This window comes from Cellulomonas fimi, from assembly GCF_028527925.1.
GTDB lineage: Bacteria > Actinomycetota > Actinomycetes > Actinomycetales > Cellulomonadaceae > Cellulomonas > Cellulomonas fimi_C.
This window is the reverse complement of the sequence record NZ_JAPESW010000005.1, coordinates 72,168-95,223: the sequence shown is the minus strand read 5'-3', so window position 1 is coordinate 95,223 and position 23,056 is coordinate 72,168. Positions and strand designations below refer to the sequence as shown.

General features: G+C 71.0%; 36 protein-coding genes. 35 read left to right on the top strand and 1 reads right to left on the bottom strand.

The window, feature by feature from the left end; genetic code table 11:
• Window positions 1-54: 54 nt before the first annotated feature.
• From tuf to OMK64_RS04020, 35 genes are all read left to right on the top strand, one after another.
• On the top strand, window positions 55-1,248 hold the full coding sequence (gene tuf / locus OMK64_RS04190) for an elongation factor Tu (protein WP_272726718.1): 1,194 nt from the start codon (window positions 55-57) through the stop codon (window positions 1,246-1,248).
• A gap of 166 nt (window positions 1,249-1,414) precedes the next feature.
• Window positions 1,415-2,245 carry a hypothetical protein gene (locus OMK64_RS04185; protein ID WP_272726717.1) on the top strand — a complete coding sequence of 277 codons (831 nt, stop codon included), beginning with the start codon at window positions 1,415-1,417 and terminating at the stop codon, window positions 2,243-2,245.
• An 87-nt stretch (window positions 2,246-2,332) separates the two neighbouring features.
• Complete coding sequence (locus OMK64_RS04180; RefSeq protein WP_272726715.1) at window positions 2,333-2,962, top strand: hypothetical protein; 630 nt, start codon at window positions 2,333-2,335, stop codon at window positions 2,960-2,962.
• A 376-nt stretch (window positions 2,963-3,338) separates the two neighbouring features.
• The gene (rpsJ, locus tag OMK64_RS04175) at window positions 3,339-3,647 is read left to right on the top strand and encodes a 30S ribosomal protein S10 (RefSeq protein ID WP_013117879.1); all 309 of its coding nucleotides are present in this window, start codon (window positions 3,339-3,341) and stop codon (window positions 3,645-3,647) included.
• A 22-nt stretch (window positions 3,648-3,669) separates the two neighbouring features.
• Window positions 3,670-4,329 carry a 50S ribosomal protein L3 gene (gene rplC / locus OMK64_RS04170; protein ID WP_124342367.1) on the top strand — a complete coding sequence of 220 codons (660 nt, stop codon included), beginning with the start codon at window positions 3,670-3,672 and terminating at the stop codon, window positions 4,327-4,329.
• Between the two features lie 5 nt (window positions 4,330-4,334).
• Window positions 4,335-5,024 carry a 50S ribosomal protein L4 gene (rplD, locus tag OMK64_RS04165; protein WP_272726712.1) on the top strand — a complete coding sequence of 230 codons (690 nt, stop codon included), beginning with the start codon at window positions 4,335-4,337 and terminating at the stop codon, window positions 5,022-5,024.
• A complete protein-coding gene (gene rplW / locus OMK64_RS04160; protein ID WP_124342369.1) occupies window positions 5,021-5,323 on the top strand; it encodes a 50S ribosomal protein L23 in 303 nt (100 codons plus the stop codon). Before rplD ends, rplW begins: the two co-directional genes overlap by 4 nt.
• Window positions 5,324-5,348: 25 nt before the next feature.
• On the top strand, window positions 5,349-6,185 hold the full coding sequence (rplB, locus tag OMK64_RS04155) for a 50S ribosomal protein L2 (RefSeq protein WP_013770168.1): 837 nt from the start codon (window positions 5,349-5,351) through the stop codon (window positions 6,183-6,185).
• Window positions 6,186-6,197: 12 nt separating this feature from the next.
• Window positions 6,198-6,479, top strand: a complete 282-nt coding sequence (gene rpsS / locus OMK64_RS04150) for a 30S ribosomal protein S19 (RefSeq protein WP_013770169.1) — start codon at window positions 6,198-6,200, stop codon at window positions 6,477-6,479.
• A 52-nt stretch (window positions 6,480-6,531) separates the two neighbouring features.
• Entirely contained in the window at window positions 6,532-6,900 is a 369-nt protein-coding gene (gene rplV / locus OMK64_RS04145; RefSeq protein WP_272726710.1) for a 50S ribosomal protein L22, read from the top strand.
• Window positions 6,900-7,736 (top strand): 30S ribosomal protein S3, encoded by an 837-nt coding sequence (rpsC, locus tag OMK64_RS04140; protein ID WP_272726709.1) that lies wholly within the window; start codon window positions 6,900-6,902, stop codon window positions 7,734-7,736. Before rplV ends, rpsC begins: the two co-directional genes overlap by 1 nt.
• 3 nt (window positions 7,737-7,739) lie before the next feature.
• Window positions 7,740-8,156 carry a 50S ribosomal protein L16 gene (gene rplP, locus OMK64_RS04135; RefSeq protein ID WP_124342374.1) on the top strand — a complete coding sequence of 139 codons (417 nt, stop codon included), beginning with the start codon at window positions 7,740-7,742 and terminating at the stop codon, window positions 8,154-8,156.
• Window positions 8,156-8,395 (top strand): 50S ribosomal protein L29, encoded by a 240-nt coding sequence (gene rpmC / locus OMK64_RS04130; RefSeq protein ID WP_013882864.1) that lies wholly within the window; start codon window positions 8,156-8,158, stop codon window positions 8,393-8,395. Before rplP ends, rpmC begins: the two co-directional genes overlap by 1 nt.
• A gap of 7 nt (window positions 8,396-8,402) precedes the next feature.
• Window positions 8,403-8,687, top strand: coding sequence for a 30S ribosomal protein S17 (gene rpsQ, locus OMK64_RS04125; protein ID WP_013770174.1), 285 nt, complete (start codon window positions 8,403-8,405; stop codon window positions 8,685-8,687).
• 162 nt (window positions 8,688-8,849) lie between these two features.
• Window positions 8,850-9,218 (top strand): 50S ribosomal protein L14, encoded by a 369-nt coding sequence (gene rplN / locus OMK64_RS04120; RefSeq protein WP_013770175.1) that lies wholly within the window; start codon window positions 8,850-8,852, stop codon window positions 9,216-9,218.
• A gap of 2 nt (window positions 9,219-9,220) precedes the next feature.
• The gene (rplX, locus tag OMK64_RS04115; RefSeq protein WP_272726706.1) at window positions 9,221-9,562 is read left to right on the top strand and encodes a 50S ribosomal protein L24; all 342 of its coding nucleotides are present in this window, start codon (window positions 9,221-9,223) and stop codon (window positions 9,560-9,562) included.
• A complete protein-coding gene (rplE, locus tag OMK64_RS04110; protein WP_272726705.1) occupies window positions 9,562-10,128 on the top strand; it encodes a 50S ribosomal protein L5 in 567 nt (188 codons plus the stop codon). The genes rplX and rplE overlap by 1 nt, the downstream gene beginning before the upstream one ends.
• 2 nt (window positions 10,129-10,130) lie before the next feature.
• Entirely contained in the window at window positions 10,131-10,316 is a 186-nt protein-coding gene (locus tag OMK64_RS04105) for a type Z 30S ribosomal protein S14 (protein ID WP_013770178.1), read from the top strand.
• Window positions 10,317-10,403: 87 nt separating this feature from the next.
• Complete coding sequence (gene rpsH, locus OMK64_RS04100; RefSeq protein WP_272726704.1) at window positions 10,404-10,802, top strand: 30S ribosomal protein S8; 399 nt, start codon at window positions 10,404-10,406, stop codon at window positions 10,800-10,802.
• A 24-nt stretch (window positions 10,803-10,826) separates the two neighbouring features.
• A complete protein-coding gene (gene rplF, locus OMK64_RS04095) occupies window positions 10,827-11,366 on the top strand; it encodes a 50S ribosomal protein L6 (RefSeq protein WP_272726703.1) in 540 nt (179 codons plus the stop codon).
• A 3-nt stretch (window positions 11,367-11,369) separates the two neighbouring features.
• Entirely contained in the window at window positions 11,370-11,741 is a 372-nt protein-coding gene (gene rplR, locus OMK64_RS04090; protein WP_272726702.1) for a 50S ribosomal protein L18, read from the top strand.
• Between the two features lie 31 nt (window positions 11,742-11,772).
• A complete protein-coding gene (gene rpsE / locus OMK64_RS04085) occupies window positions 11,773-12,417 on the top strand; it encodes a 30S ribosomal protein S5 (RefSeq protein ID WP_272726701.1) in 645 nt (214 codons plus the stop codon).
• Window positions 12,417-12,599: a 50S ribosomal protein L30 gene (rpmD, locus tag OMK64_RS04080; RefSeq protein ID WP_124342380.1), complete on the top strand. Its 183-nt coding sequence runs from the start codon at window positions 12,417-12,419 to the stop codon at window positions 12,597-12,599. Before rpsE ends, rpmD begins: the two co-directional genes overlap by 1 nt.
• Window positions 12,600-12,601: 2 nt before the next feature.
• Window positions 12,602-13,321 (top strand): 50S ribosomal protein L15, encoded by a 720-nt coding sequence (rplO, locus tag OMK64_RS04075; RefSeq protein WP_272726700.1) that lies wholly within the window; start codon window positions 12,602-12,604, stop codon window positions 13,319-13,321.
• Between the two features lie 162 nt (window positions 13,322-13,483).
• On the top strand, window positions 13,484-14,782 hold the full coding sequence (secY, locus tag OMK64_RS04070) for a preprotein translocase subunit SecY (protein ID WP_272726699.1): 1,299 nt from the start codon (window positions 13,484-13,486) through the stop codon (window positions 14,780-14,782).
• A complete protein-coding gene (locus OMK64_RS04065) occupies window positions 14,779-15,351 on the top strand; it encodes an adenylate kinase (protein WP_272726698.1) in 573 nt (190 codons plus the stop codon). The genes secY and OMK64_RS04065 overlap by 4 nt, the downstream gene beginning before the upstream one ends.
• A 24-nt stretch (window positions 15,352-15,375) precedes the next feature.
• Window positions 15,376-16,218, top strand: coding sequence for a type I methionyl aminopeptidase (gene map, locus OMK64_RS04060; protein WP_272726697.1), 843 nt, complete (start codon window positions 15,376-15,378; stop codon window positions 16,216-16,218).
• Between the two features lie 623 nt (window positions 16,219-16,841).
• Window positions 16,842-17,618, top strand: a complete 777-nt coding sequence (locus OMK64_RS04055; protein ID WP_272726696.1) for an LPXTG cell wall anchor domain-containing protein — start codon at window positions 16,842-16,844, stop codon at window positions 17,616-17,618.
• Between the two features lie 357 nt (window positions 17,619-17,975).
• Window positions 17,976-18,197 carry a translation initiation factor IF-1 gene (gene infA, locus OMK64_RS04050; RefSeq protein ID WP_013770189.1) on the top strand — a complete coding sequence of 74 codons (222 nt, stop codon included), beginning with the start codon at window positions 17,976-17,978 and terminating at the stop codon, window positions 18,195-18,197.
• A 69-nt stretch (window positions 18,198-18,266) separates the two neighbouring features.
• On the top strand, window positions 18,267-18,380 hold the full coding sequence (rpmJ, locus tag OMK64_RS04045; protein WP_013117849.1) for a 50S ribosomal protein L36: 114 nt from the start codon (window positions 18,267-18,269) through the stop codon (window positions 18,378-18,380).
• Between the two features lie 230 nt (window positions 18,381-18,610).
• The gene (gene rpsM, locus OMK64_RS04040; protein WP_013770190.1) at window positions 18,611-18,991 is read left to right on the top strand and encodes a 30S ribosomal protein S13; all 381 of its coding nucleotides are present in this window, start codon (window positions 18,611-18,613) and stop codon (window positions 18,989-18,991) included.
• An 87-nt stretch (window positions 18,992-19,078) separates the two neighbouring features.
• Window positions 19,079-19,480 carry a 30S ribosomal protein S11 gene (rpsK, locus tag OMK64_RS04035; RefSeq protein ID WP_013770191.1) on the top strand — a complete coding sequence of 134 codons (402 nt, stop codon included), beginning with the start codon at window positions 19,079-19,081 and terminating at the stop codon, window positions 19,478-19,480.
• 147 nt (window positions 19,481-19,627) lie between these two features.
• Window positions 19,628-20,638, top strand: a complete 1,011-nt coding sequence (locus OMK64_RS04030) for a DNA-directed RNA polymerase subunit alpha (protein WP_272726690.1) — start codon at window positions 19,628-19,630, stop codon at window positions 20,636-20,638.
• A gap of 74 nt (window positions 20,639-20,712) precedes the next feature.
• Window positions 20,713-21,252: a 50S ribosomal protein L17 gene (gene rplQ / locus OMK64_RS04025; RefSeq protein ID WP_272726688.1), complete on the top strand. Its 540-nt coding sequence runs from the start codon at window positions 20,713-20,715 to the stop codon at window positions 21,250-21,252.
• A gap of 92 nt (window positions 21,253-21,344) precedes the next feature.
• On the top strand, window positions 21,345-22,151 hold the full coding sequence (locus tag OMK64_RS04020; protein ID WP_272726687.1) for an alpha/beta fold hydrolase: 807 nt from the start codon (window positions 21,345-21,347) through the stop codon (window positions 22,149-22,151).
• Between the two features lie 106 nt (window positions 22,152-22,257).
• On the opposite strand, the gene OMK64_RS04015 is transcribed toward OMK64_RS04020, so the two are convergent.
• The gene (locus tag OMK64_RS04015; RefSeq protein ID WP_272726685.1) at window positions 22,258-23,025 is read right to left on the bottom strand and encodes an ROK family protein; all 768 of its coding nucleotides are present in this window, start codon (window positions 23,023-23,025) and stop codon (window positions 22,258-22,260) included.
• Window positions 23,026-23,056: the final 31 nt, after the last annotated feature.

Sequence of the window (23,056 nt, the reverse complement as noted above, 5' to 3'; positions counted from 1 at the left end):
CCTCCCGGTAGCCGCAGACGGGCACTCTCTACCAAGTCCTGAGGAGGACACCCAGTGGGCAAGGCGAAGTTCGAGCGGACCAAGCCGCACGTCAACATCGGGACCATCGGTCACGTCGACCACGGCAAGACGACGCTGACCGCCGCGATCTCGAAGGTGCTGCACGACAAGTACCCGGACCTGAACCCCTTCACGCCGTTCGACGAGATCGACAAGGCGCCGGAGGAGAAGCAGCGCGGTATCACGATCAACATCGCGCACGTCGAGTACCAGACGGAGAAGCGCCACTACGCGCACGTCGACGCTCCGGGTCACGCCGACTACATCAAGAACATGATCACGGGTGCGGCGCAGATGGACGGCGCCATCCTCGTGGTCGCCGCGACGGACGGCCCGATGGCCCAGACGCGTGAGCACGTCCTGCTCGCCCGTCAGGTCGGCGTGCCCTACCTGCTCGTGGCGCTGAACAAGTCCGACGTCGTCGACGACGAGGAGATCCTCGAGCTCGTCGAGGTCGAGGTGCGCGAGCTCCTCTCCTCGCAGGGCTTCGCGGGCGACGACGTCCCGGTCGTGCGCGTCTCCGGCCTCAAGGCGCTCGAGGGCGACCCGGTCTGGGTCAAGTCCGTCGAGGACCTGCTGGACGCGGTCGACGAGAACGTCCCGGACCCGGTCCGTGACATCGACAAGCCGTTCCTCATGCCGATCGAGGACGTCTTCACGATCACCGGTCGTGGCACGGTCGTCACCGGCCGTGTCGAGCGCGGTCAGCTCAAGGTGAACGAGGAGGTGGAGATCGTCGGTATCAAGGAGAAGGCGATCAAGACCACGGTCACCGGCGTCGAGATGTTCCGCAAGCTGCTCGACTACGCCGAGGCCGGCGAGAACGTCGGTCTGCTCCTGCGCGGCACGAAGCGCGAGGAGGTCGAGCGCGGCCAGGTCGTCGTGAAGCCGGGTTCGATCACCCCGCACACCGAGTTCGAGGGCCAGGTCTACATCCTGGCCAAGGACGAGGGCGGCCGTCACAACCCGTTCTACGGCAACTACCGTCCGCAGTTCTACTTCCGGACGACGGACGTCACCGGTGTCATCACGCTGCCCGAGGGCACCGAGATGGTCATGCCCGGCGACAACACCGAGATCCACGTGAACCTCATCCAGCCCATCGCCATGGAGGAGGGCCTCGGCTTCGCCATCCGTGAGGGTGGCCGCACCGTCGGCTCGGGCCGGGTCACGAAGATCATCAAGTGATCACCGCCCTTCGGGGCTAGATCGCTCGCACGCAGGGCCCGGGAGCTTCGGCTCCCGGGCCCTGCGTCGTCCCCCGGGGCCGGTGCCGCGGCCGCCGCGCGGCCAGGACGACGTGTCGGGCGGCTCCCGCGCGCGGAGCGGGGGCCGCGTCGGTACGGTCGCCGCCATGGCCTCGAGCAGCGACGGACCGGACCTGCATGCGACGCCCGGGCGCGCGCCCGTCGAGCCCGGGACCGGGGCGGGTCGGACGACGGACGAGCGCGAGCCCGCATCGGCTCCCGCGGTCCCCGCCCGCACGTGGTGGGCCGTCGGCCTGGTCCTGCTGGTCGCCGTCCTCGTGCTGGTCGTGACGCAGGGACCGCTGCGCTCCGACGAGTGGCCGTGGGGTGCGGGCGGCGGCTCCGACCCGGATCGCGCCGTCGCCCTCCCTCGGGGCGGAGTCGACGCCGCCCGGCTCGTCGTGACGGGTGACGTCGGGACCCTGGACCTGCGCGCCGACGCGCCCACGGGGGACCTCGTCCTCGTCGAGCCGTCGCGCGCGGACCGGCCGGCGTCGGTCGACGGCCCGGCCGACGCCCGTGTCGTCGGTCTCGGCGGGGGAGCCGTGACCGTGCGGCTCGCCGCGGACGTCCGGTGGGCGATCGAGGTGCGGTCGGGCGCGTCGCGCGTCACCGCCGACCTGACCGACGCGGAGGTCGGCGGTGTCGTCCTCGCGGCCGGGGCGGACGCGGTCGAGCTCGACCTGCCCGCGCCCGACGGCGTCGTCGTGGTGGACCAGCGCGCGGGTGCGGGCATCCTCACGGTGCGCGTGCCGCAGGACGTCGGGGTCCGTGCGCTCGTCACGTCGGGCGCCGGCTCGGCGACCGTCGACGGGCTGACGACCGACGGTCTCGGCGCGGGCGCCGAGGTCAGCACCGCCGACCTCGACCCGTCCGCACCGCACTACGAGGTGCGGGTCGGCGGCGGCGTGGGCACCCTGACGATCGAGCGGCGCTGACGCGGCGCCCCGGAGCGCCCTGCGCCGAGCGGGTGGTGTCGGGCCGGTGGTCGCCGCACCCGTCGGCGTGGCGCCTACGCTCCCGGCATGACCCGCCTCCCGTCGTCGGTGCGCCGGCTCACCGACGTCGCGACCGACGCGGCGCGGTCCGTCGTCGCGGACCGGTTCGCGCCGTCGTTCCCGGTCGGGCACCCGTGGCGGACGTGGTCCGGCCTCGACACCGCGGGGCCTCGTCCGTGGCCGACCGGCATGACCGCGCCGGCGTGCGTCGTGTCGGTCGCCGCCCCGGTCGCGGCGGCGATGGACGTGCTCGCGGGACTCGCCGCGGCGGACGGCCTGCGGGTCGAGCGCCTCGTCGGTGCCGGCGGGGTCCCCGTGTGCACGCTCCGCGGGCCGCGGGCCACGGCGAGCGGGCTCCTCGGGGAGGCCGCGCTGGCCGCCGCGATCGGCGGCGAGATGAGCGTGCCGCTCGTGGCGACCGCCGTGCACGTGCGGGGTCACGCCGCGGGACGGTCGGCGGCCGTCCTGCGCGTCGAGGTGGAGGACCACGACGCGGAGCGCGACGGCTTCCGGCGCGCGTTCGCCGGCGTGCTCGAGCGCTTCGTCGAGGTGTCCGGGGCGCACGGGGTCGACGTGGCGGTGGCGCCGTGGCAGGACCGGCGGCCGCCGACGGTCGTGCACGTGGGCCGACGCCGCCAGGTCCCGCCCTCGGCCTGACGGCCGGCGGTCGACCGCCCGGCGCCGGGTGCCCCGGCGCCGCCCCGACGGACCGACGCCAGGGATGGTCGTCGGCGGTCGGTCGTGGGGGTTGTGGGCGAGCGCACAGGGGAGCGGGATTGGAGTATCCGCGGTCCGTCTGGCAGACTAGTCAAGTTGCCCGCTGGGGGTGGTGTGCCTACGTGCGCCCGACCGGCTGGGCAGGCAGACGTGGAGAGCGTCCGGACCCCGGGGTCACCCGGCGGTGGAGGCTCGACTACAACCACCGACCTCGTGCCGGAGACGGTACGCAGCGCAGAGGCATGTCGCCTGAAGCGACACGCCCGAGTGCGGGGGTCGGACGGACCGGTTCGAAGAGAGAGAAGTAGACGACGCCATGGCGGGACAGAAGATCCGCATCCGGCTCAAGTCCTACGACCACGAGGTCATCGACAGCTCGGCGCGCAAGATCGTCGACACGGTGACTCGCGCTGGTGCGTCGGTCGTGGGTCCGGTGCCGCTGCCGACGGAGAAGAACGTCTTCTGCGTCATCCGGTCGCCCCACAAGTACAAGGACAGCCGTGAGCACTTCGAGATGCGCACGCACAAGCGGCTGATCGACATCATCGACCCCACGCCGAAGGCCGTCGACTCGCTCATGCGTCTCGACCTGCCTGCGGACGTGAACATCGAGATCAAGCTCTGACGCTGGGAAGGAACTGATCTTCATGGTTACCCAGCAGAACGCGCGCCCCGTCACGGCGCTGCTCGGCACCAAGCTCGGCATGACGCAGCTCTGGGACGACAACGGTCGTCTCGTGCCCGTCACCGTGGTCGCCGTCGGCACGAACGTCGTGACGCAGGTCCGCTCCGCTGAGACCGACGGCTACGCCGCTGTGCAGCTCGCCTTCGGCGAGGTCAAGCCGACCAAGGTCACCAAGCCGCTCAAGGGCCACTTCGAGAAGGCCGGCGTGACGCCGCGCCGGCACGTGGCCGAGATCCGCACGTCGGACGCCGCCGAGTTCACGCTCGGCCAGGAGCTCACCGCCGCCCTCTTCGAGGCCGGCCAGCTCGTCGACGTCGTCGGGACGACCAAGGGCAAGGGCACCGCCGGTGTCATGAAGCGCCACGGCTTCGCCGGCGTGAGCGCGTCCCACGGTTCGCACCGCAACCACCGCAAGCCCGGCTCGATCGGTGGCGCGTCGACGCCGTCGCGTGTCTTCAAGGGCCTGCGCATGGCCGGTCGGATGGGCAACGCCCGTCAGACCACCCAGAACCTGACCGTGCACGCGGTCGACGCCGAGCGGGGTCTCCTGCTCGTCAAGGGTGCCGTCCCCGGCCCCAAGGGTGGCGTCGTCGTCGTGCGTTCCGCTGTGAAGGGTGCGTGACCTCCATGAGCGACACGCTGACGGTCGACGTCCTCGACCCGCAGGGCCAGAAGGCCGGCACCGCCGACCTGCCCGCGGACGTCTTCGACGTGCAGACCAACGTCCCGCTGATCCACCAGGTCGTCGTCGCGCAGCTCGCGGCGGCTCGCCAGGGCACGCACGACACCAAGTCGCGCGGCGAGGTCCGCGGTGGCGGCAAGAAGCCGTACAAGCAGAAGGGCACCGGTCGCGCCCGCCAGGGTTCGACGCGTGCTCCGCAGTTCGCCGGCGGTGGCGTCGTCCACGGCCCGACCCCGCGTGACTACACGCAGCGCACCCCCAAGAAGATGAAGGCCGCGGCGCTCCGCGGTGCTCTCTCGGACCGCGCCCGTGCCGGCCGCGTGCACGTCGTCTCGGGCTTCGCCCCGGGCACCGCGCCGTCGACCAAGTCCGCTCTCGCCGTCCTCGACAACCTGTCCGGCCGCAAGAACGTGCTGGTCGTCGTCGAGCGCCAGGACGAGATCACGTGGAAGTCGCTGCGGAACGTCGAGCGGGTGCACCTGCTGGTCGCCGACCAGCTCAACACCTACGACGTGCTGATCTCTGACGACGTCGTGTTCACGCAGGGCGCTCTCGACGCGTTCCTGGCCGGCCCCGCCAAGGGTGCCAAGGCCGTGGCGAGCGAGTCCGAGGTCGCCGAGGAGGAGACGAAGTGACCACCGTCGGCAAGGACCCCCGCGACATCCTGATCGCGCCGGTCGTGTCCGAGAAGAGCTACGGCCTTCTGGACGAGGGGAAGTACACCTTCCTCGTCGACCCGCGCGCCAACAAGACCGAGATCAAGATCGCCGTCGAGCAGGTGTTCGGCGTGAAGGTCGACTCGGTCAACACCGCGAACCGTCAGGGCAAGGCCCGTCGGACCCGGTTCGGCATCGGCCGCCGCAAGGACACGAAGCGTGCGATCGTCACCCTCCGCGAGGGCACGATCGACATCTTCGGCGGACCGGTCGGCTGAGCGGCCCGGAAGGATCTGAGGACTCATGGGAATCCGTAAGTACAAGCCGACGACGCCGGGCCGCCGTGGCTCGTCGGTCGCCGACTTCGTCGAGATCACGCGCTCCACGCCGGAGAAGTCGCTGGTCCGCCCGCTGCACAAGACGGGTGGCCGCAACTCGACCGGTCGTGTGACCACGCGCCACCAGGGCGGCGGTCACAAGCGTGCGTACCGCGTCATCGACTTCCGTCGCCACGACAAGGACGGCGTGCCGGCCAAGGTCGCTCACATCGAGTACGACCCCAACCGCACCGCCCGCATCGCGCTCCTGCACTACGCGGACGGCGAGAAGCGCTACATCATCGCGCCGAACAAGCTGTCGCAGGGCGACGTCATCGAGAACGGCCCCGGCGCCGACATCAAGCCCGGCAACAACCTGCCGCTGCGCAACATCCCGACCGGTACGGTCATCCACGCCATCGAGCTGCGGCCCGGCGGCGGTGCGAAGATCGCGCGCTCGGCCGGTGCGTCCGTGCAGCTCGTCGCGAAGGACGGCCCGTACGCGCAGCTGCGCATGCCGTCCGGCGAGATCCGCAACGTCGACCTGCGCTGCCGCGCCACGGTCGGCGAGGTCGGCAACGCCGAGCAGTCGAACATCAACTGGGGCAAGGCCGGCCGCATGCGGTGGAAGGGCAAGCGCCCCACCGTCCGCGGTGTCGCGATGAACCCGATCGACCACCCGCACGGTGGTGGTGAGGGCAAGACCTCCGGTGGTCGCCACCCGGTCAGCCCGTGGGGTCAGCCCGAGGGCCGTACCCGTCGTCCGAACAAGCCGAGCGACAAGCTCATCGTGCGCCGTCGGCGCACCGGCAAGAAGCGCTGATAGGAGCCCGAGATGCCTCGCAGCCTCAAGAAGGGCCCGTTCGTCGACGGCCACCTCCAGAAGAAGGTCGACGCTCAGAACGAGGCCGGTACGAAGAACGTCATCAAGACGTGGTCCCGCCGTTCGGTCATCACCCCGGACTTCCTGGGCCACACGTTCGCGGTGCACGACGGGCGCAAGCACGCGCCGGTGTTCGTCACGGAGTCGATGGTCGGGCACAAGCTCGGCGAGTTTGCTCCGACGCGGACGTTCCGCGGCCACGAGAAGGACGACCGGAAGGGCCGTCGCCGCTGACCTCGGTCAGCCGGTGACGCCCTGACGGCAGAGACAAGAAGGCAGGACAGCAATGGAAGCCAAGGCGAAGGCGCGGTTCGTCCGCGTCACGCCCCAGAAGGCCCGGCGCGTCGTGGACCTCATCCGTGGCAAGCAGGCCGGCGAGGCCGTGGCGGTGCTGAAGTTCGCGCCGCAGGCCGCCGCCGAGCCCGTCCTCAAGACGGTGCAGTCCGCGATCGCGAACGCGGTCGAGGGGGCGAAGCGCAACAGCGAGCGCCTCGACGAGCAGAACCTCTACATCACCGAGGTGTTCGTCGACGAGGGCCCGACGCTCAAGCGGTTCCGTCCGCGGGCGCAGGGTCGCGCGGCCCGCATCAACAAGCGCACGAGCCACATCACCGTGGTCGTCGCGGAGCGTGAGACGAAGGGACGGACCCGATAGTGGGACAGAAGGTCAACCCGCTCGGGTACCGCCTGGGCATCACCACGGACCACCGGTCGCGCTGGTTCGCCGACTCGACGAAGCCGGGTCAGCGCTACCGCGACTACGTCCGCGAGGACGTGCAGATCCGCAAGCTCATGAGCACGGGTCTCGAGCGCGCCGGCATCGCGAAGGTCGAGATCGAGCGCACGCGTGACCGCGTCCGCGTCGACATCCACACCGCCCGCCCGGGCATCGTCATCGGGCGTCGTGGCGCGGAGGCCGACCGCATCCGCGGCGAGCTCGAGAAGCTCACGGGCAAGCAGGTCCAGCTCAACATCCTCGAGGTCAAGAACGCCGAGATCGAGGCCCAGCTGGTCGCCCAGGGCATCGCCGAGCAGCTCGCGAGCCGTGTCTCGTTCCGCCGCGCGATGCGCAAGGGCATCCAGTCGGCGCAGCGCGCCGGTGCCAAGGGCATCCGCGTGCAGGTCTCCGGCCGCCTCGGTGGCGCGGAGATGAGCCGCACGGAGTTCTACCGCGAGGGTCGTGTGCCGCTGCACACGCTCCGCGCGAACATCGACTTCGGCTTCTTCGAGGCCCGCACGACCTTCGGCCGCATCGGCGTGAAGGTCTGGGTCTACAAGGGCGACGTCACCGAGAAGGAGTTCGCCCGCGAGCAGGCGACCCAGGCCCCGCGCCCGGCCCGTGGCCCGCGCGGTGACCGTGGCGACCGCGGCGACCGTGGCCCCCGTGGCGGCGGCCGTCGCGAGCGCACCTCGGACGCCCCTGTCGAGGCCCCCGCGACCGAGGCCGCTCCCGCGGCGGACACCTCGGCTGAGACCGGAACGGAGGCCTGAGCCGTGCTCATCCCGCGCCGACTCAAGCACCGCAAGCAGCACCACCCCGGCCGCTCCGGCGCGTCGACCGGTGGCACCAAGATCTCGTTCGGCGAGTACGGCATCCAGGCTCTCGAGCCCGCCTACGTCACGAACCGGCAGATCGAGGCTGCGCGTATCGCCATGACCCGCCACATCAAGCGTGGTGGGAAGGTCTGGATCAACATCTACCCGGACCGTCCCCTCACGAAGAAGCCCGCCGAGACCCGCATGGGTTCCGGCAAGGGCTCGCCCGAGTGGTGGATCGCCAACGTCAAGCCCGGCCGAGTGATGTTCGAGCTCGCCGGCGTCCCGGAGCCGCTGGCTCGCGAGGCCATGCGCCGCGCCCAGCACAAGCTCCCGATGAAGACCCGTTTCGTGGTTCGCGAGGGTGGTAACTGATGGCTATCGGAACCAAGGACCTGGCTCCCACGGAGCTGGACGCCTTCGACGACGAGAAGCTGGTCGCCGAGCTGAAGAAGGCCAAGGAGGAGCTCTTCAACCTCCGCTTCCAGTCCGCGACCGGTCAGCTCGAGAGCCACGGCCGTCTGAAGGCCGTCCGTCGCGACATCGCCCGGATCTACACGATCCTGCGCGAGCGCGAGCTCGGCATCCGTACCGCTCCGACCGCGAGCGAGTGAGGGCAGCATGAACGAGAAGAGCACCACCGCCACGGCGGAGCACCGCGCGTACCGCAAGACGCGCCGCGGCTACGTCGTGAGCGACAAGATGGACAAGACCGTCGTGGTCGAGGTCGAGGACCGGGTCAAGCACCCGCTCTACGGCAAGGTCATCCGGCGGACCAGCAAGGTCAAGGCGCACGACGAGCAGGGCTCGGCGGGCATCGGCGACCTCGTCCTCATCATGGAGACCCGCCCGCTGTCCGCGACCAAGCGGTGGCGCCTGGTGGAGATCCTCGAGAAGGCGAAGTAAGCCTTCAGCAAGGCGAGCAGCACCACCCCAAGTTGCCCACGGGCGGCGGGGGTGACCCCGCGAGGGAGCACCCCCGCCGCGACGTGTGCATCACGGCAACTACGTCAGGCCAGGCTCGGCGACCAGCTCGACCGAGAACCCGCCGGACGACAGGAGTAGGCAATGATCCAGCAGGAGTCGCGACTGCGTGTCGCCGACAACACGGGTGCCAAGGAGATCCTCTGCATCCGCGTTCTCGGTGGTTCCGGCCGTCGCTACGCAGGCATCGGTGACGTCATCGTCGCCACCGTCAAGGACGCGATCCCCGGCGGCAACGTCAAGAAGGGCGACGTCGTCAAGGCCGTCGTCGTGCGCACCCGCAAGGAGCGCCGCCGTCCGGACGGCTCGTACATCAAGTTCGACGAGAACGCCGCCGTGATCCTCAAGAACGACGGGGAGCCCCGTGGGACTCGCATCTTCGGCCCCGTGGGCCGCGAGCTGCGCGACAAGAAGTTCATGAAGATCATCTCGCTGGCGCCGGAGGTGCTCTGACCATGGCGAAGATCAAGAAGGGCGACCTCGTCCTCGTCATCTCGGGGCGCGACAAGGGCAAGCAGGGCCGCGTGCTCGAGGTCCTCACCGAGACGCAGCGTGTCGTCGTCGAGGGCGTCCAGCGCGTGCAGAAGCACATCAAGGCCGGCCAGACGCAGCGCGGCACCCGCACGGGTGGCATCGAGACCGTCGAGGCCCCCATCCACATCAGCAACGTGATGCTCGTCGACCCGGAGACCAAGAAGGGCACCCGGGTCGGCTACCGCACCGAGCAGGTCGAGCGTGACGGCCGCACGCGGAACGTCCGTGTCCGCGTCGCCAAGCGTTCCGGTAAGGACATCTGATGACCGAGATCACCGCTCCGGCCCAGCCGCGTCTGAAGACCCGCTACGCCGAGGAGATCAAGCCGGCGCTCAACACGCAGTTCGCCTACGAGAACATCAACCAGGTCCCGCGCCTGGTGAAGGTCGTCGTGAACATGGGTGTCGGCGAGGCCGCCAAGGACTCCAAGCTCATCGAGGGCGCGATCCGCGACCTGACCCAGATCACGGGTCAGAAGCCGCAGGTCACCAAGGCCCGCAAGTCCATCGCGCAGTTCAAGCTGCGCGAGGGCATGCCGATCGGCGCGCACGTCACGCTGCGCGGCGACCGCGCGTGGGAGTTCCTGGACCGCCTGCTCTCGACGGCGCTGCCGCGCATCCGTGACTTCCGCGGCCTGTCGGCGAACCAGTTCGACGGCAACGGCAACTACACCTTCGGCCTCACGGAGCAGTCGATGTTCCACGAGATCGACCAGGACAAGATCGACCGTGTCCGCGGCATGGACATCACGATCGTCACGACGGCGAACAACGACGACGAGGGTCGAGCCTTCCTCAAGCTCCTCGGCTTCCCGTTCAAGGAGAACTGACCATGGCGAAGACCGCTCTGATCAACAAGGCTGCCGCCAAGCCGAAGTTCGCGGTGCGTGCCTACACGCGCTGCCAGCGCTGCGGCCGTCCGCACTCGGTGTACCGCAAGTTCGGCCTCTGCCGGATCTGCGTGCGGGAGATGGCCCACCGCGGCGAGCTCCCCGGCGTCACCAAGAGCAGCTGGTAAGACCCCCTCAGTAGGAACGATCGTCGGTAGGTCCCGGGCCCGCTCGCGCGGGTCCGGGATACCCCGGCGAGAAAGGGCTGAAGCCCGATGACCATGACCGACCCGATCGCAGACTTCCTCACGCGTCTGCGCAACGCGAACTCGGCGCACCACGACACGGTGACGATCCCGTTCTCGAAGCTCAAGTCGCACATCGCGGAGATCCTGCAGGCCGAGGGCTACATCCAGGGCTGGACCGTCGAGGACGCCCTCGTGGGCAAGAACCTCGTCGTCACCCTGAAGTACGGCCCCAACCGCGAGCGTGCGCTCGCCGGCCTCAAGCGCGTGTCGAAGCCCGGCCTGCGCGTGTACGCCAAGTCGACCAACCTGCCCAAGGTCCTCGGGGGCCTCGGCGTGGCGATCCTGTCCACGTCGTCCGGTCTCCTGACCGACAAGCAGGCCGCCAAGAAGGGCGTGGGTGGGGAAGTCCTCGCCTACGTCTGGTAATCGAGACCCGGAAGGAGAACGCCAATGTCTCGTATCGGCAGGATCCCCGTCCCGGTCCCGACCGGCGTGGACGTCAACATCGACGGTGCCCTCGTGACGGTGAAGGGCCCCAAGGGCACCCTCACGCACACGGTCGCCGCCCCCATCGAGGTCGCGCGTGACGAGGCCGGTGCCCTGGTGGTCACCCGCCCGAACGACGAGCGCCTCTCGCGCTCGCTGCACGGCCTGACCCGCACGCTCCTCGCGAACCTGGTCACGGGCGTCACCGAGGGCTACGTCAAGAAGCTCGAGATCGTCGGCACCGGTTACCGCGTGACCGCGAAGGGCTCGGACCTCGAGTTCGCGCTCGGCTTCAGCCACCCGGTCGTCGTCACGCCGCCGGAGGGCATCACCTTCGTCGTCGAGGCCCCGACCCGCTTCTCGGTGCAGGGCATCGACAAGCAGCAGGTCGGCGAGGTCGCCGCGAACATCCGCAAGATCCGCAAGCCCGAGCCGTACAAGGGCAAGGGTGTGCGGTACGCGGGCGAGAACGTGCGCCGCAAGGTCGGAAAGGCTGGGAAGTAAGCCATGGCGATCAGCATCAAGGGCAAGGGCAAGTCGATCGCCCGCCAGCGCCGGCACCTCCGCCTGCGCAAGAAGGTCGTGGGCACGGCTGCTCGGCCGCGCCTCGTCGTCACCCGCTCCGCGCGTCACATCACGGCCCAGGTCGTGGACGACGGCATCGGCCAGACCATCGCGTCGGCGTCGACCCTCGAGGTCGACCTGCGCGGTGCCGAGGGCGACAAGTCCGCCAAGGCCCGCAAGGTCGGCGAGCTCGTCGCCGAGCGCGCGAAGGCCAAGGGCATCGACGCGGTCGTCTTCGACCGCGGCGGCAACAAGTACCACGGCCGCGTGGCCGCGGTGGCCGACGGTGCCCGCGAGGGTGGTCTGGCGCTGTGACGACGTACACCGGGAAGAAGAGGACTCACTGATGGCTGCTCCTGCACGCAGCAACACCGGTGCCCAGGGCGGCACCGGCGGCGACCGCCGCGACGGCGGCCGTCGTGACGGTGGGCGTCGTCAGGACGCCGCCGAGAAGAGCGCTTTCGTCGAGCGCGTCGTGACGATCAACCGTGTGGCCAAGGTCGTCAAGGGTGGTCGCCGCTTCAGCTTCACCGCGCTCGTCGTGGTGGGCGACGGTGACGGCACCGTCGGCGTCGGCTACGGCAAGGCCAAGGAGGTGCCCGCGGCGATCGCCAAGGGTGTCGAGGAGGCGAAGAAGAACTTCTTCCGCGTCCCCCGCATCCAGGGCACCATCCCCCACCCCATCCAGGGTGAGGCCGCTGCCGGTGTCGTGTTCCTGCGTCCGGCGTCGCCGGGTACCGGTGTGATCGCCGGTGGTCCCGTCCGCGCCGTCCTGGAGTGCGCCGGGATCCACGACGTCCTGAGCAAGTCGCTCGGCTCGTCGAACGCGATCAACATCGTCCACGCGACCGTCGCGGCCCTCCGTGGCCTCGAGCAGCCGGAGGCCGTGGCCGCGCGCCGCGGTCTGCCGGTCGAGCACGTCGTCCCGGCCGCCCTCCTGCGGGCCCAGGCCGAGGGCCGTGCGGCCGCCGCGGAGAAGGTGGGTGCGTGATGGCTCGTCTCAAGGTGACCCAGAAGAAGTCGGGCATCGGTGGCAAGCAGAACCAGCGCGACACGCTGCGCACCCTGGGCCTCAAGCGGATCGGCGACGTCGTCGTCAAGGAGGACCGCCCTGAGATCCGCGGCATGGTCCAGACCGTGCGGCACCTCGTCGCGGTCGAAGAGGTGGAGTGAGCATGGCTGACGAGAAGAAGGAGACCGAGGAGGTGACGGCCCCCAAGGCCGCCGCCAAGAAGGCTCCCGCCAAGAAGGCCGCCGACGCGGCTGCCGAGGCTCCGAAGAAGACGACGAAGGCGAAGGCCGACAAGGCCGAGACCGCCTCCGCCGCCGCGGAGAAGCCGGCTGCCGACAAGAAGGCGCCCGCGAAGAAGGCCGCCGCTCCGGCGAAGGCCACCACGGCGAAGTCCGAGGCAGCCGTCAAGGCGGCCGAGGCCGCCGCCCAGCCCGGCGCCGGTGGCACCCTCAAGGTGCACCACCTGCGTCCGGCCCCGGGCGCCAAGACCGCCAAGACCCGCGTGGGTCGTGGTGAGGCGTCCAAGGGCAAGACGGCCGGTCGTGGTACCAAGGGCACCAAGGCCCGCTACCAGGTTCCGGCCGCCTTCGAGGGCGGGCAGATGCCGATGCACATGCGTCTGCCGAAGCTCCGTGGCTTCAAGAACCCGTTCCGCACCGAGTACCAGGTCGTCAACCTGGACAAGCTCTCGGCGCTCTACCCGGACGGTGGCGACGTGACGGTCGCCGACCTGGTCGCGAAGGGCGCGGTCCGCAAGGGCCAGCCCGTCAAGGTGCTCGGCACCGGCGAGCTCACGGTCAAGGTCTCCGTGGCCGTGGACGCCTACTCGGCGTCCGCGAAGGAGAAGATCGTGGCTGCCGGCGGCTCCGTCGCGCAGGACTGAACGCCGGACGAGGCCGGTGGGATCTCACTTCCCACCGGCCTCGTTCCGTTTGTCGTCGGGCATCCGTTAGGGTGCCTCGTTGCCCCGCGTCGTGGCGGGGTTCGCGGCCCGGGACAGTCCGGTCGCACGAGACGCCGCCGCTAGGCGGCCCAGGAGGACCAGGTGCTCAGCGCATTCGTCCGGGCGTTCAGGACGCCCGACCTGCGGCGCAAGCTGCTCTTCACGATCGGGATCATGGTCGTCTTCCGGATCGGCTCGTTCCTGCCGACCCCGGGCGTGAGCTATCCCAACGTGCAGGTCTGCATCGACCAGACGCAGGGCGCGAACGACCTGATCGGGATCGTGAACCTGTTCAGCGGGGGAGCGCTCCTGCAGCTCTCCGTCTTCGCGCTGGGGATCATGCCGTACATCACGGCGAGCATCATCATCCAGCTGCTGCGCGTGGTGATCCCCAAGTTCGAGGAGCTGCACCGCGAGGGCCAGTCCGGCACGGCGAAGCTCACGCAGTACACCCGGTACCTCACGATCGCGCTGGCGGTCCTCCAGTCGACGACGATCATCACGATCGCGCGCAGCGGCCAGCTGTTCCAGGGCTGCACCGTCGACGTCATCCCCGACGACAGCTGGATCACGCTGCTCATCATGGTCATCACGATGACCGCGGGCACCGGCCTCATCATGTGGCTCGGCGAGCTCATCACCGAGCGCGGCGTCGGCAACGGCATGTCGCTCCTCATCTTCACGTCGATCGCCGCGAGCTTCCCCGGTGCGATGTGGTCGATCGCCGGTGGCGCCGGCGGTGGCGCGAAGTTCGTCGCGGTCCTCGCCGTGGTCGTCCTCGTCATCGCGCTCGTCGTCTTCGTCGAGCAGTCGCAGCGCCGCATCCCGGTCCAGTACGCCAAGCGCATGGTCGGCCGCCGCATGTATGGCGGGTCGAGCACCTACATCCCGATCAAGATCAACATGGCCGGTGTCATCCCGGTGATCTTCGCGTCGTCCCTGCTCGCGGTCCCGGGCCTCATCGCCCAGTTCGGCGACCCGACCGCCGGGTGGGTCCAGTGGGTGTCGCGCTACATCGCGGACCCGGCGTCGCCGTGGCACATCGCGATCTACGTCCTCCTCATCATCTTCTTCTGCTACTTCTACACGGCGATCACGTTCAACCCGGACGAGGTCGCGGACAACATGAAGAAGTACGGCGGCTTCATCCCCGGCATCCGGGCGGGTCGTCCGACGGCCGAGTACCTCGACTACGTCATCACGCGGATCACGGCGCCGGGCTCGATCTACCTGGCCCTCGTCGCGCTGATCCCGACCATCGTCTTCATCGCCCTCGACGTGAGCACGAACATCCCGTTCGGCGGCTCGTCGATCCTCATCGTCGTCGGTGTCGGCCTGGAGACCGTCAAGCAGATCGAGTCGCAGCTCCAGCAGCGGCACTACGAAGGGTTCCTGCGGTGAGCGCACGTCTCGTCCTCCTCGGCCCGCCCGGAGCGGGCAAGGGCACCCAGGCGGCCCGGCTCGCGGAGCGCCTCGGGGTCCCCGCGATCTCGACCGGCGACATCTTCCGCGCCAACATCAAGAACGGCACCGAGCTCGGCCAGAAGGTCCAGGCGATCACCGCGTCCGGCGCCCTCGTGCCGGACGAGCTGACGAACGACCTCGTGCGCGACCGGCTCGCGCAGGACGACGTCGCCGAGGGCTTCCTGCTCGACGGCTACCCGCGCAACGTCGCCCAGGTCGCGGCGCTCGACGAGATCCTCGGCGACCGCGCCGTCGACCTCGCGGTCGAGATCACCGCGGACCCCGACGTCGTCGTGGGCCGTCTGCTCAAGCGCGCCGAGATCGAGGGCCGCGCGGACGACACCGAGGACGTCATCCGCCACCGTCTCGACGTGTACGCCCAGCAGACCGCACCCATCTCGGCCGTCTACGCCGAGCGGGGTCTGCTGGTCCAGGTCGACGGCATCGGCGAGGTCGACGAGGTCACCGAGCGGCTGCTCGCCGCGATCGGTCAGCTCGCCCGCTGACGCGGGTCCTGGCAGGTGGTGCCCGTGTTCGGCCGTGAGCGCATCGAGTACAAGACCCCCGACCAGGTCCGCGTCATGCGTCGCGCCGGCCTCGTCGTCGCGGACGCCCTCGCGGCGGTCCGGCAGCGCGTCGCCCCCGGTGTGACGACGGCCGACCTCGACGAGGTCGCCGCCGCGGTCATCTCGGACGCCGGGGCGACGCCGTCGTTCCTGGGCTACCACGGGTACCCCGCGACGCTGTGCGTGTCCGTGAACGACGAGGTCGTGCACGGCATCCCCGGGGCGCGTGTCCTCGAGCCCGGTGACGTCGTGTCCGTCGACTGCGGCGCGGTCGTCGACGGGTGGCACGGTGACTCCGCGATCACGGTCGTGCTCGACGGCGGGGAGCAGGCCGACGCGGACCTCGCGGAGACGACCCGGAAGGCCATGTGGGCGGGCATCGCCGCGCTGGCGTCGGCCGAACGGCTGGGTGCCGTCGGCGAGGCCGTCGAGGACGTCGTGGACGCGGCGCTCGAGTCCGGCCTGAACGACGGCCGGCGCTACGGCGTGGTCGAGGAGTACGTGGGCCACGGCATCGGCACGGCCATGCACCAGCCGCCGGACGTCCTGAACTACCGCGCGCGCGACCGCGGTCCCCGCGTGAAGGCCGGCATGTGCGTCGCGATCGAGCCGATGGTCGTGCGCGGCCAGCGGTTCACGCAGGTGCTCGACGACGACTGGACCGTGGTGACGGTCGACGGCTCGCGCGCGGCGCACTGGGAGCACACCGTCGCCGTGCTGGAGGGCGGCATCTGGGTGCTGACGGCGCACGACGGGGGAGCGGCCGAGCTCGCCGCGCTCGGCGTCGAGGTGGCCGCGCTCGCCTGACCGCTCGGCGGAGCGCGCTTCTCACGGCGATGCCGTGCCGAGCCCGTGCGGTGCTGCGCCGCGCTCGGCCAGGCTGTGCTGCGCACGCGCGGCGCGCCCGGGCGTCGACGCCCGCGGGGGCGTCCGGCGGATCGAGGCGGCCTCCGCGCGGGAAGCGCTACCACACGATCGGGTGAACACGCGTCCAGATTCGCGCCCGAATGCGCCCGACCTGGGCAAACGGCCCCACGACGTCCGGTTTGTCGGATAGTGTGCCGCGCGGCGGGATCGTCCTCCCGCCAGGACCGCCACCGCACCTCGTCGCACGCCTGCGGCGAGGTGCTCGCGTGCGGTCCGTCGGACACGCAGGCGTGTGCCCCCTCGTCATGCCTGCCGCACACGATGGGTTGGTCCCTATGCAGCGCAGCAGTCGTCCGTCCCTCCGGTCCCACGCGCGACGGGCTGCCGTCGTCGGGACGTCCGTCCTCGCGGCCGGCCTGCTCGCGGCCTCACCTGCCGCGGCGCACGGCGGCTCCGGCCACGGGGGACCGCACGGCGGCTCGCAGGGCGGCGGCTCGCACGGTGGAGGGTCGTGGAGCAAGCCGAAGCCCCCCAGCTCGACGGGGGCCGTGACGCCGACGCCGATGCAGTCGGCGCAGCCGAAGCCCACGCGCGGCGGGCAGACGACCACGGCCGCGTACGTGTACCTCAAGAAGGACGCCAAGGCCCCCGCGTCGTGGGAGAACTCGACGCAGCAGTACCTCGTCGCCACGTGGGACGGCGCGCAGTGGCGCAACATCACCTGGGACCAGATCCGCGACGCCGTGCCGTTCGAGGTCTGCGGCCCGGGCTGGGGCGTGCAGCAGGACGCCGCGTACGGCGGGTCGCAGGTCTTCACCGACTCCGACGCGCCGCACTACCCCGACGGCGTGCTGAAGTGGGTCAACCAGGGCGGGCCGCTGTTCGCCGCGGACCACTGGGACCTCGAGGAGCAGGTCGGCGCCGTCCCCGCGTGCGCCCCCACCTACCCGACGCCGACGCAGTCCGCGACGCCCACGCCGAGCGCGACCCCGACGCCCTCGGTGACGCCCGTGCCGACCGTGACGCCCGAGGCCCCGTCGCCGGCGCCCGCGCCGACCGACGTCGTGGACGACGACGCGACGCCGACGCCGACCGCGACCTCCACCCCGGTCGCGACGCCGGCACCGACGCCCAGCGCGACGTCCGAGGTGCTGGCGGCCGGCCCCGCGTCGACGCCGACGCCGACGGTCCGCTCCGAGGTGCTCGCGGCCGGGGCGCTCGCGACGACCGGCTCCACGGCGCTGCCGCTCGCGATCGGCGCGGGCGTGCTGGTCGCGGCCGGCGGTGTCCTGCTGGCGCTGCGCAACCGCCGCCGTCCGAGCGCCGGCTCCGACGCCTGACCCTGCATGACCCGGGCCGCTGACGGCCCGTGACGCGACCGCCGGACCTGGCGACCGTCCCCGTGGCAGCACGTGGGCGCAGGTCCGGCGGTTTCGTCCTGTGCGGCGGATGCCGTAACATAGTCCGTTGGGTGTGTGCGCCCAGTTGGCTGACAGTCGTCGCGCGATCGGATGTCTCGAGATCGCGGGTCTCCCTGCCGGCCGTCGCGCCACGGCCGTCCCGTCGTCCTCGACGCGGGAGGGCCTCGGTGCGGTCCGGGCCCTCGCACTCTCCACGAACGCCGGTCCCGTTCCCGCACGCGCGGGGGCACGGCTGACGTGGGCTGACAGGACCAGGACCGACAGTTAGCGGAGGACATGGCGAAGAAGGACGGTGTCATCGAGATCGAGGGCAGCGTCGTGGAGGCTCTGCCGAACGCGATGTTCCGCGTGGAGCTCACGAACGGCCACAAGGTGCTCGCCCACATCTCGGGCAAGATGCGTCAGCACTACATCCGGATCCTCCCCGAGGACCGGGTGGTCGTCGAGCTGAGCCCGTACGACCTGTCCCGCGGTCGGATCGTCTACCGCTACAAGTAACCACCACTCGAACACGCCGTCACGCCCCGGGGGAGCCCGCGGGTCAGCGGCGGCGGAGGAATCAACGCGATGAAGGTCAAGCCCAGCGTCAAGAAGATCTGCGACAAGTGCAAGGTGATCCGCCGGCACGGTCGCGTCCAGGTGATCTGCGAGAACCTGCGCCACAAGCAGCGCCAGGGCTGACGCCCTGACGGTGCGTCACGGGTCCGCCCGGGCGCACGTCGAGCAGCACCACCGGTCCCGTACGGGGCCATCGGCCCCGGGCTCGGGGCCGGCAAGCGCACCACCACTCCGGTCGGTGCCGGGCAGCAGCCCGGTCCGGACCGGCGAACCCTCGGTCGGAGGCCGGGGCCCGCAGCACGCGGGAAGGTGGCGCGGAAGACCTCCGACGCAGTTCAGGAGCCACCAGGCACATGGCACGTCTCATCGGCGTCGACCTCCCCCGCGAGAAGCGGCTGGAGATCGCGCTCACCTACATCTACGGGGTCGGCCGCACGCGCGCCCAGCAGACCCTCGCCGCCACGGGCATCAGCCCCGACGTCCGCGTCAAGGACCTCGGGGACACCGAGCTCGTCGCGCTGCGTGACTACCTCGAGGGCAACTTCAAGCTCGAGGGTGACCTCCGCCGTGAGGTCGCCGCGGACATCCGCCGCAAGGTCGAGATCGGCTGCTACGAGGGCCTCCGCCACCGCCGTGGCCTTCCCGTGCGCGGTCAGCGCACGAAGACCAACGCGCGCACCCGCAAGGGCCCGAAGCGCACCGTCGCCGGCAAGAAGAAGGCCGGGCGCAAGTAACCCGCACGTCCCGCGAGGACCGCGCCCACGGCGCGAGGTCCCGGGACGTCGGCACACGCAGCCTGACGACCACGAGAGAAGAAGCAGATGCCTCCCAAGACCCGCAGTTCCGTGCGCAAGCCGCGCCGCAAGGAGAAGAAGAACGTCTCCCACGGCCAGGCGCACATCAAGAGCACGTTCAACAACACGATCGTCTCCATCACGGACCCGTCCGGCGCCGTGATCGCGTGGGCGTCCTCCGGCCAGGTCGGCTTCAAGGGCTCGCGCAAGTCGACGCCGTTCGCCGCGCAGCTCGCCGCCGAGGCCGCCGCCCGTCGTGCCCAGGAGCACGGCATGCGCAAGGTCGACGTCTTCGTCAAGGGCCCGGGCTCGGGCCGTGAGACCGCGATCCGCTCGCTGCAGGCGACCGGCCTCGAGGTCGGCTCGATCCAGGACGTGACGCCCCAGGCGCACAACGGCTGCCGTCCGCCCAAGCGCCGCCGCGTCTGACCCTCGGCTCGGCCGTGGCCGGTGCTCGCGTCGTCGACGCACCGGCCACGGCTCCGCTCGTCAACCCGGTCATGCGGACCGAGGCATGGCCGTCACGCAGTACTGCGGAGCGTCATATGGCGGACGCCCGCTGAGAGGAAACCCACCGTGCTCATCGCACAGCGCCCCACCCTGACCGAAGAGGTCATCTCGGAGAACCGCTCGCGGTTCTCCATCGAGCCGCTCGAGCCGGGCTTCGGCTACACGCTCGGCAACTCGCTGCGCCGGACGCTGCTGTCCTCCATCCCCGGTGCCGCCGTCACCTCCATCCGGATCGACGGCGTGCTGCACGAGTTCTCCACCGTGCCGGGTGTCAAGGAGGACGTCACCGAGATCATCCTCAACATCAAGAACCTCGTCGTCTCCTCGGAGAACGACGAGCCGGTCGTGATGTACCTGCGCAAGCAGGGGTCGGGTGTCGTCACCGCCGCGGACATCGTGCCGCCGGCCGGGGTCGAGGTGCACAACCCCGACCTGCACCTGGCGACGCTGAACGACAAGGGCAAGCTGGAGATCGAGCTCACGGTCGAGCGCGGCCGCGGCTACGTCTCCGCCGCCCAGAACAAGTCGTTCGACGCCGAGATCGGCCGCATCCCGGTCGACTCGATCTACTCGCCGGTCCTCAAGGTGACCTACAAGGTCGAGGCGACGCGTGTCGAGCAGCGGACCGACTTCGACAAGCTCGTCGTCGACGTCGAGACCAAGGCCGCGATCAGCCCGCGCGACGCGCTCGCGTCCGCCGGCAAGACGCTCGTCGAGCTGTTCGGCCTCGCGCGTGAGCTCAACGTCGAGGCGGAGGGCATCGAGATCGGCCCGTCGCCGACCGACGCCGCGCTCGCCGCGGACCTCGCGCTGCCGATCGAGGACCTGCAGCTGACGATCCGCTCGTACAACTGCCTCAAGCGTGAGGGCATCCACACCGTGGGTGAGCTCGTGGCGCGCAGCGAGGCCGACCTCCTGGACATCCGCAACTTCGGCGCGAAGTCCATCACCGAGGTCAAGGAGAAGCTGGCCGAGCTCGGCCTGACGCTCAAGGACAGCCCGCTCGACTTCGACCCGTCCGCGTCCGCCTTCTACGGCGACGACGAGGGCGACTTCGTCGAGGACGAGCAGTACTGACGCCGGGGGACGCGCGCCGGGCCTGAACGGTCCGGTGCGCGTCGCCGATCACTGGAACTCAAGGAGTAGAGACCATGCCCACGCCCACCAAGGGTCCCCGGCTCGGTGGCGGACCGGCGCACGAGCGTCTGATCCTCGCGAACCTCGCGACGCAGCTGTTCGAGCACAAGCGGATCACGACGACCGAGGCCAAGGCCAAGCGCCTGCGCCCGCTCGCCGAGCGCCTCATCACGTTCGCGAAGCGCGGCGACCTGCACGCCCGCCGCCGTGTCCTGACGGTCGTCAAGGACAAGGGTGTCGTGCACAGCCTGTTCACCGAGATCGCGCCGGCCGTCGCCGAGCGTCAGGGTGGCTACACGCGCATCACGAAGATCGGTCCGCGCAAGGGCGACAACGCGCCCATGGCCGTGATCGAGCTCGTGCTCGAGCCGCTGTCGCCGAAGCAGGCCGTCGTCAAGGAGGCCACCAAGGCCACCGCGAAGGCCGCGCCGAAGACGGAGACGAAGGCCGAGGAGGCTCCCGCCGCCGAGGTCGAGGAGACCACCGACGCCGAGGCGACCGAGGCTCCGGCCGAGGACGCCGCCGCGACCGAGGGCGACGCCGACAAGGCCTGACCCTCCCGCAGCATCACGACGGGCCCGGAACCGCGCAGGTTCCGGGCCCTTCGTGCGTCCCGAGCGCCCGACGTCGGTCGTAGGGTCGAGGCATGGGGCTGCCGGTCGTCCTGGTGCACGGGTTGCGGACGTCGCGCACGATGTGGCGCGCCCAGGTCGAGGCGCTCGAGCGCGCCGGCCGCACGGCGCTGGCCGTCGACCTGCCCGGGCACGGCGAGCGGGTCGACGAGCCGTTCACCTTCGACGGCGCGGTCGCGACGGTGCGCCGTGCGGTCGACGACGTCGGCGGGCGGGCGCTCGTCGTCGGCCTCTCGCTCGGCGGCTACGTCGGCATCGCGCACGCCGCCCGCCATCCCGAGCAGGTGGCGGGGCTCGTCGCGGCGTCCTGCTCGACGCGTCCGCTGCGGCTGCTCGTCGAGGGGTGGTCGCTCGCGGCGCGCGGCATCGTGCGGCTCCCGGACCACGGCGAGCGGCTCAACGCGTTCATGGTGCGCCGGTTCCTGCCCGCGCAGGGCGCCCTCGACGTGGGCGCGGGCGGGTTCGCGCTGCTCGTCACCGAGGACGTGCTGCACGAGGTGGCGACGGCGACGCCGCTCGACGACCTCGCGCGCATCGACGCTCCGGTGTGGCTGGTCAACGGCCGGTTCGACCACTTCCGTGGTGACGAGCGCGCGTTCCTGCGGGCGTGCCGGCGGGGCAGGCTCGTCGTCGTGCCGGGGGCGACGCACCTGGTGAGCCTCGTCGCGCCCGAGCGGTTCACCCGGGTGGTGCTCGAGGCGCTCGACGAGGTCGACCGGGTGGAAGCCGGCGCGGACGATCCCGCGACCGCGACGCTGCTCCAGGGCGGCCGGGGCGCGACTCCTGGTGGCGGCACCGACCGCGCGACGTCCGCGCGGTGACGCGAGCGGTCGGTGCGCGGCGTCGGCTCGGTGACGCGAGCGGTCGGTGCGCGGCGTCGGCGCGGTGACGCGAGCGGCTGGGCCTGGCGTCCGTGACTGCGCGGGGTCAGGCGTGCAGCGTCCAGGCGCGGACGCCGCCGACGATGCCGGCCTGGTTGGGCACGACGACGACGTCGTCGCCGAGGCGTTCGAGCACCTGCGGGGTGACCTGCCGCGCGTTGCCGCCGCCGAGGTAGAGGCGGTCCCACAGGAACACGGGGCGCAGGCCCTCGACGACGCGGCGCACGCGCCGTGACCAGAGTCCGTCGCCGAGCCGCGCACGCTCGACCTGCCCGACGTACGCGTCGTACGTCGTCCCCCAGCGGACCGGCGCGTGCGACAGCTCGAGGTGCGGTGCGAGGACCCCGCCGTCGAACAGCGCGGAGCCGAGGCCGGTGCCGAGCGTGAGGACGAGCTCGACGCCCGTCCCGGACACCACGCCGGCGCCGTGGACCTCGGCGTCGTTGAGCACGAGCGTCGGGACGCCCAGGCGCTCCTGGAGGGCGGCACGGATGTCGCAGCCCGCCCAGGCCTCGACGAGCGCGGGGTCGACGGCGGTGCGCGGGCCGGAGCGCGTCACGTAGTGCGGGGTCGCGACGACGACGCCGTGGCGGATCATGCCGGGCATCCCGACGGTCGCCCGGTCCGCGGCGGGGAGGTCGGCGCCGATCGCGGCGATCGTGTCGACGAGGCGTGCCGGCGGCAGCGGGTACGGCGTGGGCACGCGGACCGCGGGCGCGTGGAGCGTGCCGGCGGCGTCGAGCACGGACGCCTTGATGCCCCCGCCGCCGCAGTCGACGGCGAGCGTGAACGGGTGGGCGGGCGGCGTCGGCACGCTGCCACGCTAGCCCGCTGCCGGGCGGGCG

Excerpts from the sequence above, each read along its gene's own strand:
- OMK64_RS04185 (WP_272726717.1), top strand. The coding sequence starts at position 1,415 with ATGGCCTCGAGCAGCGACGGACCGGACCTGCATGCGACGCCCGGGCGC.
- OMK64_RS04180 (WP_272726715.1), top strand. The coding sequence starts at position 2,333 with ATGACCCGCCTCCCGTCGTCGGTGCGCCGGCTCACCGACGTCGCGACC.
- rpsJ (WP_013117879.1), top strand. The coding sequence starts at position 3,339 with ATGGCGGGACAGAAGATCCGCATCCGGCTCAAGTCCTACGACCACGAG.
- rplC (WP_124342367.1), top strand. The coding sequence starts at position 3,670 with ATGGTTACCCAGCAGAACGCGCGCCCCGTCACGGCGCTGCTCGGCACC.
- rplD (WP_272726712.1), top strand. The coding sequence starts at position 4,335 with ATGAGCGACACGCTGACGGTCGACGTCCTCGACCCGCAGGGCCAGAAG.
- rplB (WP_013770168.1), top strand. The coding sequence starts at position 5,349 with ATGGGAATCCGTAAGTACAAGCCGACGACGCCGGGCCGCCGTGGCTCG.
- rpsS (WP_013770169.1), top strand. The coding sequence starts at position 6,198 with ATGCCTCGCAGCCTCAAGAAGGGCCCGTTCGTCGACGGCCACCTCCAG.
- rplV (WP_272726710.1), top strand. The coding sequence starts at position 6,532 with ATGGAAGCCAAGGCGAAGGCGCGGTTCGTCCGCGTCACGCCCCAGAAG.
- rpmC (WP_013882864.1), top strand. The coding sequence starts at position 8,156 with ATGGCTATCGGAACCAAGGACCTGGCTCCCACGGAGCTGGACGCCTTC.
- rpsQ (WP_013770174.1), top strand. The coding sequence starts at position 8,403 with ATGAACGAGAAGAGCACCACCGCCACGGCGGAGCACCGCGCGTACCGC.
- rplN (WP_013770175.1), top strand. The coding sequence starts at position 8,850 with ATGATCCAGCAGGAGTCGCGACTGCGTGTCGCCGACAACACGGGTGCC.
- rplX (WP_272726706.1), top strand. The coding sequence starts at position 9,221 with ATGGCGAAGATCAAGAAGGGCGACCTCGTCCTCGTCATCTCGGGGCGC.
- rplE (WP_272726705.1), top strand. The coding sequence starts at position 9,562 with ATGACCGAGATCACCGCTCCGGCCCAGCCGCGTCTGAAGACCCGCTAC.
- OMK64_RS04105 (WP_013770178.1), top strand. The coding sequence starts at position 10,131 with ATGGCGAAGACCGCTCTGATCAACAAGGCTGCCGCCAAGCCGAAGTTC.
- rpsH (WP_272726704.1), top strand. The coding sequence starts at position 10,404 with ATGACCATGACCGACCCGATCGCAGACTTCCTCACGCGTCTGCGCAAC.
- rplF (WP_272726703.1), top strand. The coding sequence starts at position 10,827 with ATGTCTCGTATCGGCAGGATCCCCGTCCCGGTCCCGACCGGCGTGGAC.
- rplR (WP_272726702.1), top strand. The coding sequence starts at position 11,370 with ATGGCGATCAGCATCAAGGGCAAGGGCAAGTCGATCGCCCGCCAGCGC.
- rpsE (WP_272726701.1), top strand. The coding sequence starts at position 11,773 with ATGGCTGCTCCTGCACGCAGCAACACCGGTGCCCAGGGCGGCACCGGC.
- rpmD (WP_124342380.1), top strand. The coding sequence starts at position 12,417 with ATGGCTCGTCTCAAGGTGACCCAGAAGAAGTCGGGCATCGGTGGCAAG.
- rplO (WP_272726700.1), top strand. The coding sequence starts at position 12,602 with ATGGCTGACGAGAAGAAGGAGACCGAGGAGGTGACGGCCCCCAAGGCC.
- OMK64_RS04055 (WP_272726696.1), top strand. The coding sequence starts at position 16,842 with ATGCAGTCGGCGCAGCCGAAGCCCACGCGCGGCGGGCAGACGACCACG.
- infA (WP_013770189.1), top strand. The coding sequence starts at position 17,976 with ATGGCGAAGAAGGACGGTGTCATCGAGATCGAGGGCAGCGTCGTGGAG.
- rpmJ (WP_013117849.1), top strand. The coding sequence starts at position 18,267 with ATGAAGGTCAAGCCCAGCGTCAAGAAGATCTGCGACAAGTGCAAGGTG.
- rpsM (WP_013770190.1), top strand. The coding sequence starts at position 18,611 with ATGGCACGTCTCATCGGCGTCGACCTCCCCCGCGAGAAGCGGCTGGAG.
- rpsK (WP_013770191.1), top strand. The coding sequence starts at position 19,079 with ATGCCTCCCAAGACCCGCAGTTCCGTGCGCAAGCCGCGCCGCAAGGAG.
- rplQ (WP_272726688.1), top strand. The coding sequence starts at position 20,713 with ATGCCCACGCCCACCAAGGGTCCCCGGCTCGGTGGCGGACCGGCGCAC.
- OMK64_RS04020 (WP_272726687.1), top strand. The coding sequence starts at position 21,345 with ATGGGGCTGCCGGTCGTCCTGGTGCACGGGTTGCGGACGTCGCGCACG.